12 protein-coding genes are annotated in these 19,576 nt (G+C 62.1%); 7 read left to right on the plus strand and 5 right to left on the minus strand.

All coding sequences use genetic code 11. The features are described from left to right. Nucleotides 1–53: 53 nt before the first annotated feature. On the minus strand, nt 54–950 hold the full coding sequence (locus BRAS3843_RS20500; protein WP_008970935.1) for a LysR family transcriptional regulator: 897 nt from the start codon (nt 948–950) through the stop codon (nt 54–56). A 211-nt stretch (nt 951–1,161) separates the two neighbouring features. Here BRAS3843_RS20500 and BRAS3843_RS20505 point away from each other — a divergent pair, with 211 nt between their 5' ends. The 3 genes from BRAS3843_RS20505 to BRAS3843_RS20515 all read left to right on the plus strand — a co-directional run bounded on the left by BRAS3843_RS20505 (nt 1,162) and on the right by BRAS3843_RS20515 (nt 5,070). Then, the gene (locus BRAS3843_RS20505; protein ID WP_008970936.1) at nt 1,162–2,178 is read left to right on the plus strand and encodes a zinc-dependent alcohol dehydrogenase family protein; all 1,017 of its coding nucleotides are present in this window, start codon (nt 1,162–1,164) and stop codon (nt 2,176–2,178) included. Between the two features lie 121 nt (nt 2,179–2,299). Next, complete coding sequence (locus BRAS3843_RS20510; protein ID WP_008970937.1) at nt 2,300–2,752, plus strand: (2Fe-2S)-binding protein; 453 nt, start codon at nt 2,300–2,302, stop codon at nt 2,750–2,752. Between the two features lie 2 nt (nt 2,753–2,754). After that, complete coding sequence (locus BRAS3843_RS20515) at nt 2,755–5,070, plus strand: molybdopterin cofactor-binding domain-containing protein (protein ID WP_008970938.1); 2,316 nt, start codon at nt 2,755–2,757, stop codon at nt 5,068–5,070. A 204-nt stretch (nt 5,071–5,274) separates the two neighbouring features. Here the strand turns inward: BRAS3843_RS20515 and BRAS3843_RS20520 are convergent, their stop codons facing one another. The 4 genes from BRAS3843_RS20520 to BRAS3843_RS20535 form a co-directional block, all read right to left on the minus strand. Continuing rightward, nucleotides 5,275–7,128 carry a tetratricopeptide repeat-containing glycosyltransferase family protein gene (locus BRAS3843_RS20520; RefSeq protein WP_008970939.1) on the minus strand — a complete coding sequence of 618 codons (1,854 nt, stop codon included), beginning with the start codon at nt 7,126–7,128 and terminating at the stop codon, nt 5,275–5,277. A 110-nt stretch (nt 7,129–7,238) separates the two neighbouring features. After that, nucleotides 7,239–8,738 (minus strand): DASS family sodium-coupled anion symporter, encoded by a 1,500-nt coding sequence (locus BRAS3843_RS20525; protein ID WP_008970941.1) that lies wholly within the window; start codon nt 8,736–8,738, stop codon nt 7,239–7,241. A gap of 75 nt (nt 8,739–8,813) precedes the next feature. Further along, on the minus strand, nt 8,814–10,910 hold the full coding sequence (locus tag BRAS3843_RS20530) for an acetate--CoA ligase family protein (protein ID WP_008970943.1): 2,097 nt from the start codon (nt 10,908–10,910) through the stop codon (nt 8,814–8,816). Nucleotides 10,911–10,914: 4 nt separating this feature from the next. Then, nucleotides 10,915–11,706 carry an enoyl-CoA hydratase-related protein gene (locus BRAS3843_RS20535; protein WP_008970944.1) on the minus strand — a complete coding sequence of 264 codons (792 nt, stop codon included), beginning with the start codon at nt 11,704–11,706 and terminating at the stop codon, nt 10,915–10,917. A gap of 298 nt (nt 11,707–12,004) precedes the next feature. On the opposite strand from BRAS3843_RS20535, the gene BRAS3843_RS20540 reads away from it, so the two are divergent. The 4 genes from BRAS3843_RS20540 (at nt 12,005) to BRAS3843_RS40850 (ending at nt 19,528) form a co-directional block, all read left to right on the plus strand. Further along, nucleotides 12,005–12,784 (plus strand): IclR family transcriptional regulator, encoded by a 780-nt coding sequence (locus BRAS3843_RS20540; protein WP_008970945.1) that lies wholly within the window; start codon nt 12,005–12,007, stop codon nt 12,782–12,784. A gap of 43 nt (nt 12,785–12,827) precedes the next feature. Continuing rightward, nucleotides 12,828–13,745, plus strand: a complete 918-nt coding sequence (locus BRAS3843_RS20545; RefSeq protein WP_008970946.1) for a type II secretion system protein GspK — start codon at nt 12,828–12,830, stop codon at nt 13,743–13,745. 586 nt (nt 13,746–14,331) lie between these two features. Next, nucleotides 14,332–19,059: an RHS repeat-associated core domain-containing protein gene (locus BRAS3843_RS20550; RefSeq protein ID WP_175361142.1), complete on the plus strand. Its 4,728-nt coding sequence runs from the start codon at nt 14,332–14,334 to the stop codon at nt 19,057–19,059. Continuing rightward, nucleotides 19,046–19,528: a hypothetical protein gene (locus BRAS3843_RS40850; RefSeq protein WP_139024931.1), complete on the plus strand. Its 483-nt coding sequence runs from the start codon at nt 19,046–19,048 to the stop codon at nt 19,526–19,528. The genes BRAS3843_RS20550 and BRAS3843_RS40850 overlap by 14 nt, the downstream gene beginning before the upstream one ends. Nucleotides 19,529–19,576 lie beyond the last annotated feature (48 nt).

A 19,576-nucleotide genomic window follows, 5' to 3' on the forward strand; every position in this document is an offset into this window, starting at 1 on the left:
CCGAAGCAGCACCGGACCTCGGCTTTGCTCAGGCCTGGCTCTCCATGCGCCGGTCAACCAGTCTTGTGCCGGAGCGCATCGACAATGATCTTGAACGCCGGCGAGTTCTGTCGCCGGCTCGGATAATAGATGTGATAGCCGTCGAACGGTGGGGACCAATCGTCCAGCGCCAGGACCAACGCTCCCGAGGCGATGTGCTGATCAACGAGGTTCTCCGGCAGATAAGCGATGCCGTAGCCATCCAAAGCCGCGTCGATCATCCCGGAGGAAATGTTGAAGGTGAGCTGTCCGTCGACCCTGACGCGAAGCTCCTGTCCGCCCTTCCCGAATTCCCAGACGTAGAGGCCGCCGGACCTTTCCTGCCGCCGGTTGATGCAGTTGTGCCGGATCAGATCGTGGGGATGATCCGGCACGCCATGCGCGGCGAAGTACCGAGGTGAAGCGACCGCAACCAATCGCCAATCCGGCCCGATCCGCACCGCGACCATGTCTTTCTCGAGGCTCTCTCCGAGTCGAACGCCGGCATCGAAGCCCTCCTCGACAATGTTGCGAAATCCGTCGTCCAGATTCAGCTCCAGCTTGATGTCGGGATAGTTCTCCAGAACGTGCTTGAGTTTCGGCCACACGACGCTCTGCAACGCGTGGTCCGACAGCGTCAGCCTGATGCGCCCGGACGGCTTGTCGCGGAACGCCATGAGATCGGCGATGTCGGATTCGATCTCCGCGATCCGGGGCGCCAACGACTGGCGCAATCGCTCGCCGGCCTCGGTCAGCCGGACGCTCCGCGTCGTCCGCATCAGCAGCCGGATGCCCATCTGATCTTCCAGGCGCTTGATGGTGTGGCTCAGCGTGGACTGGGCGATCCCGAGCGTAGCCGCCGCCTTGGTGAAGCTGCGTTCCTTGGCCACCGCCAAGAACCACAGGAAATCATTAAAGTCTTGGTTGGACATCTTGGTTGGACATGGGTTTCCGCCGCGGTACGGCCGACCATTTATGCCGCCAGTCGATTAATGCAAGCGAACTATTCCGGCTAATCGCGATCCGCCGCAAGCTCTAGCTTGGTTGCTCGGCCGCCTGCTCCTCGGTGGAGCGGCCCGCCTCACGGGAAATCCCCGCGCGCATCGCGCTTCACCCGTGAGCCCTGCTGATCGGAGTTACCCCATGCTTGCAGCCGTCATGCACGGTCCTCGCGACGTTCGGTTCGAACAGGTCGACGACCCGAAGATCCTCAAACCCACCGACGCCATCATCAAGCTGTCGGCCACCTGCATCTGCGGATCCGACCTTTGGCCCTATCGCGGCCTGCAACCGATCGATGGCCCCGCGCACATGGGCCACGAATATTGCGGCGTTGTCGTCGAGGTCGGCCGCGAGGTGAAGACGGTGCGGCCCGGCCAGTTCGTGGTCGGCTCGTTCTGCATTTCGGACAACACCTGCCCGCATTGCCGCTTCGGCTTCCAGTCGTCATGCGTGCAGCGCGAGTTCATGTCGGGTGCGCAGGCGCCCTACGCGCGCGTTCCCTTGGCGGACGGCACGCTCGTTGCGACCGCGGAGCTGCCATCGGCTGATCTCATCCCCGATCTGCTCGCCGCTTCCGACGTGCTGGGTACGGGATGGTATGCCGCCGACGCCGCGAACGTGCGTGAAGGATCGATCGCTGTCGTGGTCGGCGACGGAGCTGTCGGCCTGATGGGCGTTCTGGCCGCCAGACAATTGGGCGCGGAGCGGATCATCGCCATGAGCCGCCACGAGACACGGCAACGGCTCGCGCGCGAGTTCGGGGCGACCGATATCGTCTCCGAGCGCGGCGAAGATGGCGTAGCCCGCATCAAGGACATGACGCGCGGTGTCGGCGCCGATTCCGTTCTCGAATGCGTCGGCACGCAGCAGTCCATGACGCAGGCGATCGAATGCACGCGTCCGGGCGGGACCATCGGCTATGTCGGTGTGCCGCACGGCGTGACGTTCGATGGCCAGGCGATGTTCTTCGCGCAACGACGCATGCTCGGCGGCCCGGCCCCGGTCCGGCGCTTCCTTCCCGACCTGATCGACCGCGTTCTCACCGGCAAGATCAAGCCCGGCAAGGTTTTCGATCTCAAGCTGCCGCTGTCAGAAGTCGCGGAGGGTTATCGCGCCATGGATGAGCGGCGCGCGATCAAAACGATCCTGACTGTTTGATCGCAGAGCCTCACAACTCAGTCATCACCCCGGGCCTTGTCGGCTTGCGGGAGTTCCATGTTGCTATCTCTGCGCGAAGGTTCATTATCGGCGCAAGACAAAAGAATTCGGGGAAACGATCATGATCAAAATAACAATCAACGGCCAGGAACAGACCTGGGATGGTGATCCGGAACTTCCGCTGCTCTGGTACTTGCGCGACGAGGCCGGGCTGACCGGCACCAAGTTCGGCTGTGGCCAGGCGCTGTGCGGTGCCTGTACCGTGCTTGTCGACAAGGACGCCGTGCGTTCCTGCATCACCTCGGTTGCCGACGTCGCGGGGCGCAAGATCACGACCATCGAGGGCCTGCACCCGACCGGCGATCATCCCGTGCAGAAAGCCTGGCGCCAGGTCAACGTTCCTCAATGCGGCTTCTGTCAGGCCGGGCAGATCATGCAGGCTGCCGCGCTGCTGATGGACAATCCCAAGCCGTCGCACGACCAGATCCGCGAAGCGATGTCCGGCAACATCTGCCGCTGCGGCTGCTATCAGCGGATCGAGAACGCCGTCCATCTCGCATCGACGGGGGTGTGACCATGAATTTCATCGACAATCCCGGCAAGCTTCGCGGCTTCCAGCGCAGCATCCGAGTCGAGAAAGTTTCACGTCGCAGTGTGCTGAAGGGTCTTGGTATCAGCGGCGGCTTCGTCCTCGCCGCACCCCTGATGTCGCGCAAGGCATTTGCTTATGAGACCGGCGCCGGCAAGATGCCGCATGGCGTGGTGGTCGATCCGCGCGTCTTCGTCGCGATCGCGCCCGATGGCGTCGTGACCATCCTCGCCCACCGTTCCGAAATGGGCACCGGCGTGCGCACCAGCCTGCCGCTGATCGTGGCCGAGGAGATGGAGGCCGACTGGTCCAAGGTCAGGGTTCAGCAGGCCCATGGCGACGAGGCCAAGTTCGGCAACCAGGACACCGACGGCTCTCGCAGCACGCGGCATTATCTGATGCCGATGCGCCAGATCGGGGCCTCGGCCCGCGTCATGCTGGAGCAAGCCGCCGCGAAGCGCTGGGGCGTGCCGGCAACCGAGGTAAAGGCCGTCAATCACGAGGTGGTCCATGACGCCACCAGCCGCAAGCTCGGCTTCGGCGCGCTCGCGGCCGACGCGGCCAAGGAACAGGTCCCGAGCATCGACAGCCTCAAGCTGAAGGACCCAAAGAATTTCCGCTATCTGACCAAAGGCCAGATCAGCATCGTCGACCTCCACGACATCACGACCGGCAAGGCGCGCTACGGCGCCGATGTGCGCCTGCCGGGGATGAAATATGCCGTCATCGCCCGCCCGCCGGTCACCGGCGGCAAGTTGGTGTCGTTCGATTCCGCAGAGGCGTTGAAGATCTCCGGCGTCGAGAAAGTGATGGAGGTGCGCGGCTGGCCGTGGCCCTCGAAGTTCCAGCCGCTTGGCGGCGTCGCCGTGATCGCACGCAACACCGGCGCCGCGATCAAGGGCCGCGACGCATTGAAGATCGTCTGGGACGATGGACCGAACGGCCAATATGAGTCGGTCGCCTTCAGAAAGGAGCTGGAGGACGCCTCGCGCAAGCCGGGTCTTGTCGTGCGCCAGGATGGCGACGCCGATGCCGCATTGAAGAGCGCCGAGAAGGTGATCGTCGGCGAGTACTACATCCCGCATCTTGCTCATGTCAGCATGGAGCCGCCGGCCGCCGTCGCCGATGTCAAAGGCGACAAGGCCGAGATCTGGGCGCCGGTACAGAGCCCGGGCGGCACTCGCGAGGACACCGCCAAGACGCTCGACATCCCCGAGGAGAACGTCACGGTCAACGTGACGCTGCTGGGCGGCGGTTTCGGCCGCAAGTCGAAATGCGACTTCGCGCTCGAGGCCGCGCTGCTCTCGAAGGAGCTCGGCGCACCGGTGAAGGTGCAATGGACGCGCGAGGACGACGTCCACCACGGCTTCCTGCACACGGTCTCGGCCGAGCGGATCGAGGCCGGCCTCGACAAAAACGGCAAGGTGATCGCCTGGCGCCACCGCAGCGTGGCTCCGAGCATCGCTTCCACCTTTGCCGCCGGCACCGTGCACCAGGCTCCGTTCGAGCTGGGCATGGGCTTCGTCGATATGCCGTTCGAGATCGCCAACGTCACCTGCGAGAATCCGGAAGCGGCGGCGCATACTCGCATCGGCTGGTTCCGCTCGGTGTCGAACATCCCGCACGCCTTCGCTGTGCAGTCCATGGTCGGCGAGCTCGCCCACGCCACCGGCCGCGATCAGAAGGAGATGCTGCTCGCGCTGATCGGAAGCCCGCGGATCGTCCAGCTCTCATCGGTCAAGGACCTCTGGAACTACGGCGAGCCCTATGACAGCTATCCGATCGACACTGCGCGCCTGCGCAAGGTCGTCGAGGTGGTTGCTGAGAAAGGCGAATGGGCGCGCCAGCTGCCGAAGGGGCATGGCCTCGGCATCGCCGTGCACCGCAGCTTCGTCAGCTACATCGCCACCGTCGTCGAGGTCGCCGTCGACGAGAAAGGCAAACTGACGGTCCCGCGGGTCGATACTGCGATCGACTGCGGCACCTATGTCAATCCCGAGCGCATCCAGTCGCAGATCGAGGGCGCGGCCATCATGGGGCTGAGCCTCGCCAAATATGGCGAGATCACCTTCAAGAACGGCAAGGTCCAGCAGAACAATTTCGACGACTTCCCGGTGGTCCGGATCGACGAAGCACCCTTGGTGACCAACGTCCATATCGTGCCGCCCGGACCCGAGACGCCGCCGAGCGGCGTCGGTGAGCCCGGCGTGCCGCCGTTCGCGCCCGCGCTGATCAACGCGATCTTCGCCGCGACCGGCAAGCGCATCCGCTCGTTGCCGATCGGCAAGCAGTTGGAAACCTAGTTGGAGACGCAGCCGGAACGGTAGATAGGTCGCAATCAATCTCGTCGATCGGGCAGAAGCGGTCGACGACGCTGATCTCCCTGGCGCTCGCAGCGTTTGCTGTCGAGCGCCTTCCTTTGTCGGCGCGACCCGCGCAAAGCGGCAGGAGATCTCAAACAAGCTCAAATGATGTGGAGCGACGCGCACTTCAAAGACATGCAAGCTTCATTTGTATTGGTCCGCAGCGTGCTTCCATTTCTCTGCCATTGCCGACAATTCCCGGCGCACACGTTCGATGACGCTGTCGTATTCGCGCGTCTCGGTCTGCCTGAACAGACGGACCGTCGGATACCAGGGACTGTCCTCGCGGCCGAGGAGCCAGCGCCAGTCCGGTGCATAGGGAAGGAGGATCCAGGTCGGACGGCCCAGCGCTCCGGCAAGATGGGCCACGCTGGTATCGACGGTGACGACGAGGTCCAGGCATGACACCAGGGCCGCCGTCTCTGCGAAATCGGTCAACAAGGCGGTATGATCGACGATCTCCTCGCGCTCGCGGAGCGTCTCGGCATCCTCTGGCCTCGGGTTCTTCTGCAAGCTGACGAACAGCGCATCGACATTCAGGAGTCCGGACAGCAAGCGGAGCGGCACGGAGCGGTTGCGATCGTTGCCGTGCTTTGGGTTACCCGACCAGACAAGGCCGACCCGCATCTTCTCGTGGAGGCCGAGACGATCTTCCCAGGCCTGCACAAGGTGCGGCTCTGGAGGCGGCAGGTAATTCTTCCCCAGGGGAATGGAGTCCAATTGGGTGCCGAACGCGAACGGCAGGCTGTCGATCGCGATGTGCAAATCGAAAGGTGGGATAACGGTCCTCTGCGTCTTGGGCAGGCAATGCGAAACTCCGGCCAAGCCCGACAGCAGGGGACAAAGCCCCTGATCGACGACGAGAATGATGCGGGCGCCGCGCGCCGCAAGCATCGGGATGTAGCGCACGAACTGAATCGCGTCCCCCACCCCCTCGGTCTGGCAGATGACAACCGTCTTGCCTGCGACCGCCGCTTCCCCGGTCCACATCGGGGTGACGAGCATTGGATAGTCTTTCGCGAACTCCGGAACATTCCAGCGCGCCTCGCGCCCCCGCCATCCGGCTTCGAAGTCACCGCGCAACAACTGCAACAAAGCATGATTCCATACCAGCGATGGATTTTGGGCATCGATGCTCATCGCATACCGATACGCCGCCTCTGCCTCAAGAAAGCGTCCGAGCTCCGTCAGTGTGAGCGCTCGGTTGGTCGCGTTCGCGATGTCCGGCTTGAGGGCCAGCGATCGGTCATACCAGACCAGCGCCCTTTCCGGATGTCCGAGAGCTTTGAGAGCATTGCCGAGGTTCGAGCAGGCTTGCGCATGTTCCGGGTCCAGTCGGATGGCCAGTTCAAAATCACCGATGGCCTGCTCATATTGCTTCAGGCTCGCACGAACAAATCCCCGCAAGGCAAATGTCGGAGCGTGATCCGGTCGCGCCTCCGCGCTGCGGTCGAGATACACAAGAGCTTCGTCAACGCGCCCCTCCTCCTTAAGAAGGAGGCCGGCCTTGTAGGCCGCATCAGCGTCGGCGGGATTGAGTTTGACCGCGTGCTGAAAGCAAAGAAGTGCTTCGCCCAAACGCCTGGTTTGGAGGAGAGTGTTGCCGAGGTGCTGCCAGAGGTCGGCATCATCCGGCTTGAGCTGCACCGCCTTGTCGAAGACCAGGACAGCTTCCTCCTGTCTTCCGAGCCTTAGTAAGGCAGTGCCGAGCGTCTTCAGGTACGAAGGTCTCGGATCCTTCCTGATCGCCCGCGATGCCCATTCGACCACGTAGTCAAACTCGGCGGCCTGCAAGTAAATCAACGCCATCAAGTGCAGGAGTTCGGGCTCTTCAGCGTGGGTTTCGAGGGCTCGCCGACAGCGGAGCTGAGCCTCAAGGAGCTTCCCTACCCTCATTTCGGCAACGGCTGCGATGCAGACCGTCGCGATGTCGCCCTCCTCCGAATTCAAGCTCAGTTCGTCTTGGTCGGCGGCGGCATGGTCGATCTGACGAAACATTCGTCTGCCACGAATCAATTTCTGGGCACAACCTATACACGATCCTCCGAGCAGCGGTAAAGGAGTGCTTCCCTTATATATCAAAGAGCTCGATGCATCCTCGCCTCCGTTTACATCCAGAGCCCGACCAGCGGCCAATATGAAAACATGAACAGCACGATCAGACCGTACATGACCGCAGCCAATGGCAGACCGAGCCGGATCATGTCGCGCGTCGTGAAGCCGCCGGCACCATAGGCGATCATCGCCGGCGCAGACGTCACGGGAAGGATCGCGAGGCATTGCGCGATCAGCGCGACGCCGAGCACGATGCCGACGATCGGCACGGCCGGATTGTTTAGGGAGATCAGGAAGCCGATGATCGCCGGCGTGATCGCGGTCAGGCACGAGGTGATGCTGGTGAAGCAGAAGCGGACGAAGAAGACGACCACGAAGATCATGATCGCCAATGCCGTGACCGACAGGCGCCCCATGCCGGACTCGACGAAGGCGACCTTCGACAACCACGCCGCGCCGCCGCTCTTGGTCAGCATCTCCGCCATCGAGATGCCGGCGCCGAACAGCAAGATCGAGTTCCAGTCGATCCGCTTGTACAGCTCATTGCAGGTGGTGACGCCTACTCCGGGCAACACGAGCAGCAGCACGCAGAGCACCGAAATGGCTGACGCTTCGATGTGGTGCAGCTTGTCGGTGGCCCACAGCAGGATAGTCAGCACCATGATGGCGGAGGCCTTCTTCTCGGCTGCGGACATCGGTCCCAGCTCAGCCAGACGCGCGGAGATGTAGTCGCTTCCTCCGGGCAGCTCGGTGAACTCGAAGCGGAAAAGCCGGGTGGCGAGAAAATAGAGCCCGATGGAAAAGACGATCGTGAAGGGCAACAGATAGATCAGCCAATCGAGATACCCGACCTGGACTTGGCCGGCGCTGGTGAGGAAATTGACCATCACCGGATTGGGGGCCGCGCCAGTGAGAACACCGACGCCGGTCACCGACGGCAGGATGCCCGCGAGCAGCAGCATGGCCTTGCCGATCTGGCTGTCGCGCGGCAAACCGAACGCCTCGATCAGCCCGATCACGATCGGCACCAGCGTCGCGGCCCGCGCGATCACCGAGGGGATGAAGAACGTGAGCGCGAACGCGGTCAGGATGATGCCGAGCATGATCGCGTGCGTTCTTGCGCCGACTAGCTTCAGGATCAGATAGGCAACGCGCTTCTCCAGCCCCGTGCTGGTGATCGCCGCGGCCATGGCCAGCCCCGCCGCGACGAACAGCCAGCCGCTGTTGGAGAAACCGCTGAGCGCCAGCGGCGTGGCCTTGGCCGTGCCAAGAATTGCGCCCGAGTTGCCGGCCGGCGGCGAGAAGCCGAGCGCGAGGATCAGCAGGAACACCAGCGCGACTGCGCTGACGCCATAAGGGATGGCCTCGGTGATCCACATCAGCACCACGAAGACCATGACAGCGATCACACGCTGGCCGGCGAGCGAGAGCCCTTCCGGTGTCGGCGCCATGACGATGGCGGCCATGATCGCGAGTCCGATCAGGATCGTGATCAATTTCCGGCTGCTGACCTCCGTCGTCGTTGCGGACGCAGCATGAACCAGCGTCGACATGCGTATCCTCCATCTTGTTGATTGTGCACCGGCTGGATGCCGATGTTTTTTGTGTTGGTAGCCGCGGCCTTTAACTCAGCCAGCGGCTGCTCCGAGCACCACCACGCCGTCAGCAGCGCGCACACCGTCGCAGGCCGGCAGGACGAAGACCGGGTTGATCTCGGCCTCGATCAAGCGGTCACCGAGCTGAGCCGCCATCATGGAGAAGGCGACGATCGCCGACACCAGCGCCTCGACATCAGCCTTCGGCCGTCCGCGAAATCCGTCCAGCAGCGGCCAGGCGACCAGGTCGTGCAGCATCGAGCGCGCCTCGTCGCGGCTCAGCCCACTCCCCGGTGGCAGCATGCGCATCGTGGTGTCCTTGAACAGTTCGGCCGTGACGCCGCCCATACCGAGCAGAACCGCGGTGCCGAGCGGATCGCGATGCAGCCCCAGGATCAGCTCGGTGCCGCCAGACACCATCTCCTGCACCAGGAAGCGCTGCGGCCGCCGGCCGGTCGCGGCCTCCACCTGCGCCGTCATGGCCGTCAGCCGCTCGCTAATCGTGTCCGGCGTCAGGTTGACGGCGACGCCGCCGACGTCACTCTTGTGCGTGATCTCGCCGGACAGGATCTTCAGCACGACGCGTCCGCCAAGCTCACGCGCGGCCGCAACCGCCTCGGCGCTCGTCGTGACGATGCGCTCGGCAACGCCGCGAATGCCGAACCGGCTGAACAACGCCTTGGCCTCGGCCTCGTCGAGCGAGCCTGAGCGAAAATCGCTGATATCGATGCGCGCTCCGAGCGGTGTCGTGTGTTCACTCCGCACCGGCCGGGCGGCCTGAAGCAGGCCCGACAGCGCGGACGCGCAGCTTTCGGCCGAGGTATAGGCCGGCACGCCCTGCTGGGTGAGAGTGAGGCCGACGTTCGGCGCGTAAGGGCTCACATAGGCGATGACAGGCTTGTCGGACATCGATAGGCAGTCGTGGACGGCGTCGGCCAGCAACGCCGGCGAACCGACCGCCGAGGAGCCTGCGATGATGGTGAGCGCATCGTAGGACGGGCTCGCGAGCAAAGCGCTGATCGCGCCACGCAGGATGTCCGGCTGCAGGCCGGCCAAGGTGAGGTCGACCGGGTTGCGGTCGAGATTGGCGTGCGATCCGGATTGCAGCGACTTCAACCGTGCTGCGGTCTCGGCATCAGGCGCGGGCGTCTCGAAGCCGGCGACGCCGAGACTGTCGGAGACGATCGTCCCGGCCCCGCCGGTCGAAGTGAGAATGGCGACCCGCTTGCCATTGAGCTTGCGTCCAGCGGCGAGCACGGCGGGAATGTCGAGCAGATCCTCGAACGTCTTTGCCCTGATGACGCCGAGCTGCCGGAACAGCGCGTCATACATGCGGTCCGAGCCGGCCAGCGCGCCGGTATGCGAGACAGCCGCTTTTGCTCCTGCCTCCGAGCGGCCGATCTTGAACGCCACCACCGGCTTGCCGGCCTGGCGCGCCGTCTGCACGGCGGCGCGGAAGCGGTCCGGACGGCGGATCGCTTCCACATACAGGGCGATCACCTTGGTCGCGTCGTCCTCAGCCAGGAATTCGATGAAGTCCGACAGCTCGAGATCGGCTTCGTTGCTGGTCGACACCAGCTTGGAGAGCCCGATGCCGCGCGCCGCCGCGCGCGACAGCAGCGCGCCGAGAATGCCGCCGCTCTGCGAGACCAGCCCGATCGAACCGGCCGTGAAATGGTCCATGGCCAGGGCGCCCGAGGCCGACAGCACGATGTTGTCGGTCAGATTGACCAGCCCGATCGTATTGGGTCCGAGAATCCGCATGGCGCCTGCAGCCTGCATGAGCTGACGCTGACGCAAGGCCCCCTCCTCGCCGGTTTCGGCATAGCCGCTGGCCAGCACGATCGCTGCGGCCGCGCCCCGTGCGGCGAGCTCGCGCACCGCCAGATGCGCGCGCTCCGCGCCGAGCAGAACGATGCCGACATCCGGCACAGCCGGCAGCGCCGCGACATCCGGATAACAGGTGAGCCCACCGATGTGCCCGACCTTCGGATTCACCGGATAGATCTCGCCGCCAAAACCGTGCTTCTGCAGGAACGCCACCGGCCGTCCCGAGGTCTTGCTCGGATCGGCCGATGCGCCGATGACGGCGACGCTACGCGGGCGGATGAGGCGTGCGATGGCGTTCACGCGATCACTCCTTCGCGGAGGATTTTTCGAGGAACGCCAGCACCGCCTCACGATGCTCGGCGCTGGTGTAGCAGATTGCCTGTGCCTGGCTGCCGAGATCGAAGATCTCATGCGCCGAGCGCTCGAAGCTCTCGTTGAGGATCTTCTTGCCCAGGGCCAGCGCAGTCGCTGAGCCCTGCGCCAGCTCGACGGCCCACGCTTGTGCTGATGACAACAGCTCGCCCGATGGCGCCGTGCGGTCGAGAATACCGAGCGCGAGCGCCTCGTCGGCCTCGACCATGCGGCCGCTGAAGATCAGTTCCTTGGCGAGCGCCAATCCGACACGGCGCGGCAGGAAATAGAGGCCGCCTCCATCGGGGATCAGGCCACGCTTGATGTAGGACCAGGTGAATTTCGTATGCTCCGAGCCGATCACGAAGTCGCAGGCGAGCGCGGTGTCGGCGCCGAGGCCGGCGGCGGCGCCGTTCACCGCGGCGATGGTCGGCTTGGGCAGATTGAGCAGCAGGGACTGCGCGTGGTGCACACGCTGCTGCCGGCTCCAGCCATTGAAGGCAACCTCACCGGGCGGTGCGTCCAGGCGCCGCTTCATGCCGCTGATGTCGCCGCCGGCGCAGAACGCGCTGCCGCGTCCCGTCAGCACCAGCGCCCTGATCGCCTTGTCGCCGGCGACGGTCTGCAGCGCGCTGACGAATTCCGCGCGCATCTCGTCGCTCATCGCATTGCGACGGTCCGGCCGGTTCAGCGCGATGGTCGCGACACCGGCTTCGACTGAGAATTCGATCGTCTGATAATTCATGTGCGAGCCCTGTTGGTGGTGAGCATTGCGCGCGCGTTCGTTCGAGAATGCGCGGGTCCTTCGACTGACACCCATCCGGATGCGCCAGCGCCGACGGACAACAAAGGACGGATCATGGCAAACCGCCGGTCGTCACTGCAGAACCGGCGAAGCCCGATTTCACGCGAGAGAACTGTCTGACACTGCGTTTCGTCCTCCCGGCGCGCTCTGCGCTTGTTTTGTTTTTTGCTTCTTTACCGGACCGTCATAGACAGGGGTACCCTGCAATTCCACTAGGTGGAAACGGAGGAGATGGGTCATGGCACCACCGCGGCACTATTCCGGGGGCGCGAACGGCAATCGCTCGCTGGAGCGAGGCATCGAGATCCTGCGCGCCTTCCGCCCCGGCGTCGACACCTTGGGCAATGGCGAGATCGCCGAGCGCACCGGCCTGCCGCGGTCGACGGTGAGCCGGCTGACGAAGACGCTGGTCGACTACGGCATGCTCGACGAGATCAGAGCCAGCCGAAACTACCGGCTGGCCGCGGCCGTTCTCAGCCTTGGCCACGCGGTTCGTATGGGATCGCCGGTGCTGCAGGTTCTGGCGCCGCTGATGCGCGCCGAGTCGACGCGACGGCGGCTGAACGTCGGTCTGGCGACTGCCGACCGGACGATGATGGTCTATCTGGAATCCATTCGCTACAACCCGCGCGCGACACTGCGCAGCGTCGTCGCCGGCCAGCAGGTGCCGATGGAATTGACGTCGCTCGGCCGCGCCTATCTTGCGGCGCTGCCGGACCCCGCGCGGGACCGGCTGATGGCCCGGCTCAAACGGCGAAATGCCGCGGCGACCCGCGCGCTGATCGCCGACGTGCAGAAATCCATCCGCGCCGTCAGGCGTGACGGCTATTGCGCGGTGTCCTGGCAACCCGGCGTGCTCGCCGTCGCCACCCCGATCGTCCTGGAGGGGCTGCCGGTCTACGCGCTCAACATGAGCCTGCAGGACATCGACCCCACCGACGGTCTTGCCAAGGAGATCGGCGAATATCTGATGGCATTCGCCGCGAGATGCAGAGAGGCTCTCCGGGGAGAGGTGTAGGTAACCGCCGGAATCCGGCTTGGCTCAGATCCGAGCTGGCCGTATGCTGCGCGAGCCCAAGCTCATTGCAGTTGTCCGCCGATACGGCCGCGGAGACTCCCATTTTGGCCGCCAAGCCGCAGCTATCGCAGAGGCCACGAATTTGCCGCTCCTCACGGTTCTTTGGGTCCTGGGACTATTGACGACGGTCTCACTGTCGTTGCTCTGGGACAGCAACGTGTCATATCGCCTGAGCCGCAACGATTGCGACGCTGCAATCCTTAACGCGATCGCGGACGGAGCGGTGGACTATGCGGTATCCGACTTGTTTGATCAGCAATCCGATCGCCTTTGGCGGCAAGACGAGGTGCACCTCCTCAAGCTTGCGGGAGCCAAAGTCCGCATCATGGTGCAGGATGAGCTTGGGAAGATTGACATCAACCAGGCGGACCCCGCCTTGTTGAGCAGTCTGCTGCGATCGACCGGGCTGGACGCCGACGCAGCGGCCGACCTCGCTGACAAAATCGCCGACTGGCGAACAACCACCGAGCTGAAGCATCTCAACGGGGCCAAGGAATTCGACTATCGCGCGGCTAATAGTTCCTCCCGCCCACGCAACGGTCCGTTCCAGAGCGTCGACGAACTCCTCCTGGTTATGGACATGACGCCGGCTCTCTTTCGGCGGATCGAGCCTGCCGTGACCGTGTATTCGGGAAGCCAGTTTGTCGACCCACGACATGCCACACCTGAAGCCCTGGCAGCGTTACCGGAGGTAATCAGGAAGCAAGGGACAGCCTCAGAAGCTCCCCCTGCTTTTCCGATCGGTGGAAACGACAACCAGACCTCATCCTTGAGCGGTCGCGCCTTCACGATCCGCATCGCGATCGAAAAGTCGGACCAGGTCGCCCGATATCAGGTTGTTGTTCGAATGACCGACAATCCGGCACGCCCTTATTTCCTTCTGAGCTGGAAGAGGGCGTAAGCTCTGGGCCGCCGATGTGATCAGCGAGTTCGCGTCGGGCGTCCCCTTCGGTCGGCTCACGGCCTGAACGTTCATTGTCCCAGCCCGCATCAATACACCTAAGACTTGCAACTGCAGCCATTCACCTACTGCAGGGAGGGCGAAAGCGGAATGACAACATCGAATCAATAATGTCCTGACGTTCTCGCAAGCGATTCACGCGCCGATGATAAACGCCAATGCTTGTCCCCAACAGCGACCGCCCCGATCGGTCTAAGGAATCGAGAGAATCCGACGCGGTGTAGGCGACCAAGCTTTCGTAGCAGGATGCGCTTTCGAAGATGCATTCCATTGGCAAACAGATCCTCGGCTGACGACTCTGCTCAGCGATAAAGAAACCGTGTGGATAACACCGTGAGGTTCACCAAAATGAAGTTGCGGTATTAGGGGAATTACACAACCTTAGTTTGTGTAATGAGGCTGGGTTTTGGGGGCAAGGATGGTACTTCCGGCAGTTGCACGGCAACTATACAACTTAAGATTGATCTTCGTTCGCCTAACAACGTTTCTTGTTGAGAGCCTGCGTGACTTAGGAGCGTCTTTGGGCTTGGCCGGCGGAGGTGAGGGTAACCGAAGCTTTCTCACTAGACGTCTGGTGCGGTGTCTCAACGCCATCAGCCATCGGCTGGCCATCAGCGTTCTCGCTCCCCGCGCGATCTGTCTCGCCGGGATAGTGGCAATAGCCACAGCCAGCACGCCCGCGGCGGCGGATGTGTGGCAGGGATTTAGTGATTCGTCTGGCCAGTTCAGGAGCTCGGACGGCTGCCTCGTCGCGCAACATGATTTTGTGACGTATGTCAATCCTCAAAATCCCGACCCAAACTACTATAGATATTTCACCGGCTGCTTGTACGGGAAATCGGGACCGGGCGGCATTGTGGACGCGACCTACAGCTGCCACGCCATAGAGGATACGCACCCGAATTGCCCCATCTTACCCAGCCTCTCTGTCAGCGACGCATCGGCATTCTGGGTCAGTTGCGATCCCGGTTACCAGTATATCGAAGGCGAAGGGTGCGGGACCTTACAGCCCGATGATCCGCATCGGGACGATCCGCATTGCGGCTTCTGCGTCGGCGATCCGATAAACCCCGCAACTGGCCTTCCGATCCAGCACTACGTCGACTATCAGACCGCCGGGCCATACCCCCTCAAATTCGAACGCTACTACGCCAACAACGACAAGCCCAGATTCTCAGCATCGAATTGGCTGCGGAAATCGATGCTGGAAACCGTCACCGGCGCGTGGCGATCGAATTTCGACGCAGCCATGTACAACCCGTATCCGGGCTCACGATATCCACACGCACTCTACTTTACCCTCCCCAGTGGCAAGACCCTGTTCTTTGTCGACTCGACCGGTTCCGGCAGCTACGTCCCGGGCATGTACTACGTGAACATTGTCAATCAGGCGGTTTCGGTGCCGGGCGGGCGCGGCGTCGGTCAAGCGGTGTCGCTCAGCTCGGACGGCTTGCAGGTCACCCTGACGGACCTTGACGGCACTCATTACGTCTTCACGAACAGCCTTGCAGGTCCGGCAACGCGCGGCTCCCTGATCGCCATTCAGTATCCGGGAGGTTATTCGCAGACCCTGAACTACGACGCCGCGACGACCCATTTGTCGTCAGTGACCGACAGCTTGGGCAGAAGCATCGCGTTCCAATACGACGGCTACGGACACCTGGTGGCACTGATCGCAGGCGGATCGACCGTTGCGACCTATTCGTATATCGCCAACCCCACGCAAGCGACGATCTATTCACAGATCTATTCACAGATCGCTCCGCTGGGCGTGCCGGCCGCTGCAGGACAAGCATCGGGCGCGCTTGGCAGTGTGACCCTTGCCGCTACCAACGAGACGACGACCTATTCCTACGTCAATAATCCCAACGACCCGAACACCATGATCCTGTCGAGCCATACGGATCCGCGTGGCGTGACCTATTCGACCTGGAGCGTCGACTCGTCTTCTCGTGTCGTATCGAACTCGCTGGCGGGAAACGTGGGAAATACCGCTCTCAGCTACGCTCCCGCCAACCTCGCCTTTACGCCTGCCGCCGGTTACAGCGCCCAGACGATTACAACGACCATAACAAATCCACTCGGCGCGACTGAAGTGGCAACCTACGCCCTCACCGCATCCGGCAACCCTCAAGGCGCGCCGTTTGGATTTGGAACCAACCTGCTGTTGACCCAACGCCAGCGGCAGGCAACCAACTCTCTCCCGGCTGCGACAACAACCTATGCCTATGACTCAAACCAGTTCCTGTCCAAAATGACGGATGCCGAGGGGCGGGTGACCACCTTTGTCAACGATCCCGCGACAGGCCTGCCGACCTCGATCACCCGCGGCTCCGGATCGTCGAGCGCAGCCACGACGACCTACACCTGGAACACCAATTGGCGTGTCCCGACACAAATCGTCGAGCCCGGTCTTACCAGCTCATTCACATGGAGCGATTCCGGGCAACTCACGTCCTATACGCAGACCGACACGACCACGACCACCGTTCCATATTCAACCGCAGGGCAGACACGAACGCTGACATATGCCTACAGCGCAAATGGGCTGCTTTCGAGCGTGTCGGGCCCGTTGGCGAACCAGACCGTGAGCTTCACCTATAACTCGACCGGCTTCATCCAATCGATCACCGACGAGGTGGGTCATGTAACCACGGTTACGGCTTGGAACGGTCGCGGCCAACCGACCTCCATCACGGACCCCAATGGCGTGGTCTATGCCTTGATCTATGATGGCCAGGGCAGGCCCACGGGTATTACGATCGATCCGTCCGGCCTTTCAGCGACCACCAACATTGCCTACGACGGCACGGGCGAGATCACCCAGATCACGCGTCCAAACGGCGCGTACCTCAAGCTCACCTATGACGGCGCCCGTCGTCTCACGCAGGTGCAGGACGACACCGGGGCGACCATCGTCTACACCCGTGACAGCATGGGTAATGCCACCGCTCGCCAGATCAAGGATTCGAGCGGGACCGTGCAGCTATCGCAGACAGCGGCTTTCGATCAGCTTGGCCGGCTGCTCAAATTCATGGGCGCGTCGAACCAGACCTGGGCGCACGCGTACGACAAGACCGACAACCGGATTTCAGTCACCGATCCCCGATCGAATGTCTTCGGCTGGAGCTTCGATGCCTTGAACCGGCTGAGCAAGACGACCGACGAGGAAGCCAACGCCGAAACGGTGCAGCTCAATGGGCAAGACGATGTCACCAACTACAGTGACCCGCGTTCGCTCAACACCGGCTTCGTACGAAGCGGCTTTGGCGAGGTGATTCAGCGTACCAGCCCCGATACGGGAACGACCGTCTATGTCTACAACGCGCTGGGCAAGCCGACCCAGATGACCGACGGGCGCGGTATCGTCACCAACCTGACTTATGACGCAGCCGGGCGGCTGCTGACCAAGCAATATCCGGCCTCGTCGGGAGAGACCATCACATACACCTGGGACTCGACCGCGGGCGGCAACCGTGGCATCGATCGGGTGACGCGGATCGACGACTCCTCCGGCAGTATCGAGTGGACCTACAACTCGCTCGGCCAGGTCATCCAGGAGAAGAAGACGACGGCGGGAGTCGCCTATACCGTCGGTTACGGCTACGACTTGGACGGCAAGGTTACCAGGATCATCTATCCTTCGGGCCGCATCGTTAATTACTATCGCGGCGCAGCCGGGCTCGTCACGACCGTCACCCAGCAGTCGAACGCAGCCAGCTCCGAAACTCTGCTGGCGAAGTGGGTCACCTACCAGCCTTTCGGACCCCTGCAGTCGCTGTCTTACGGCAACGGCCTGATCCTGTGGAAGACATTCACGCAAGACTACAATCTCAGCACATTCGTCGTCGAGCAGGGCTCGAACTCGATCATCAACCGCGCCTACACCTACTGGTACAATGATTTCGACATCACCAACGTGTGGGACAATAACGTCACCGCTCGGACAGACAATTATGTCTTCACGCCGAGCCACCGCCTGCAGAACGTCTATGGTGACTGGGGAACGCAGACCTATTGGCAGGATGCGGTCGGCAATCGGACGGGGGACGTCTTCACCGTCGGGAGTACGACCACAACCAAGGTGCTGGGCTATCCCTATAATAGCAACCTCTATGTCGGCACCACGCAGGGATCGACCACACTGCGCAGCGTGACCAATGACGGCGCCGGCAACATCGTCACCGACGTCAGGGGCAGCACGACCTACAACTATCACTACAATAACCGCAACCGGCTCGACCGGCTGACGATCGGCTCGACGGTAATGGCGAGCTATGCGTATGACGGGCTGGAGCGGATGGCGATGCGCACGACCCAGAATATGACGCCATCAGCAACCACGCACTACATCTACGACGGGTCCGGGCGACTGCTGGCCGAGGCCAGCGCGGCCGGTACGACACAGCGGGAATATGTCTGGCTCGACGATATGCCGCTGGCGCTGTTTGCAGATCTCGACACGGCAGCACCCAAGCAGTTTTACGTCCACCCCGATCACCTTGACCGCCCGAGCAAGATGACGGACGCGAACCAGAACGTCGTCTGGGATGCCTGGTACTGGCCCTATGGCGAAGTTCGCTCAATCACGGGAAGTGCAACCAACAATATCCGGTTTCCCGGACAGTATTTCCTCGTCGAGTCCGGATTGCACTACAACTGGCATCGTCATTACGATGCGTCGATCGGGAGATATACCCAAGCCGATCCGCTGGGGCTGGCAGCTGGACCGAGCCTTTATCTCTATGCGGGCGGAAATCCGGTCTCCTATACAGATCCCACGGGAGAGTTTCCATGGGGGCTTGCGTTTGCTGCGTTAGACATTGGACTGCAACTTTACGAGAACGACGGAAATTGGCGGTGCATTAACGTAGCAGAAGTTGGGCTGAGCCTTATAGGTGGGGGCCTCGCAGGTGGCTTGGAGAAAGGAGCGTTTAGATTCAAAGATTTCGGAAGTCACACCTGGGACGCGACACGCAAGTGGATGAACACGGAGGGCATTCAGCTACTAGAAGATGGGCAGGCGAGGCATCATTGGTTGTTCGAGCGGAACCAAGGCATAGGGCGGATCGTGCCAGACTGGATCAAGAACCAGCCTTGGAATACAAATCCCATTTCAAAATCCTTGAATTCCAAGCTCGGGCAGTATCCTGGGTTGGCCTGGTTGGCGGCTCCCGGCTGGGCTAGGAGTTTGACCGTTGGTGCGATCTTAACAAGAACCGGTTCTGCGGGAGGTGGATGTGACTGCAAATAATAGCCCGCACGCTGTACTTCTCTTCGATGAGAGGGCGGAAACTGTGCTGCCCTATAGCAGCAATGCGTTCAACGTATCGACTGGTCTGAAGGAGCGGGTACGTCAGCGCTATCTGGGCGTGATGGTATTGGATCGCGACGGGACGGTTTGCCGGATTGAAGAGATTCTCTTTGAGCATCTCTGGGGAGCAAGTATTTGGCGCAGAATGTTCAGCTTCATTAATGGAGGCACTCGTCAAATATCAGTAACCATGAGTCAGCTTGTTGGAATGGGCTTTAATGAAATGCGGCAGCATGCGGTGGAGTATGTCAGGAAGCATCCTGAGCTTATTGAACAGTATTTCGACAAGGCATCTCCTGAAGAGGCTCTAAGTCAAGCGGCCTCGTCGTCAACCTATCCGGAATTGTTTGATGCCCTGGGGGTACCGGAACCTTTGAATTGTCTGGACTCGCTTAGCGCCGGCCGCTAGCGAACTCGTCGAGCGCGAAGCCCGAATGAACGCCGACTCTTTCGACGT

The organism is Bradyrhizobium sp. STM 3843 (assembly GCF_000239815.1).
In the GTDB taxonomy this organism is placed as follows: domain Bacteria; phylum Pseudomonadota; class Alphaproteobacteria; order Rhizobiales; family Xanthobacteraceae; genus Bradyrhizobium.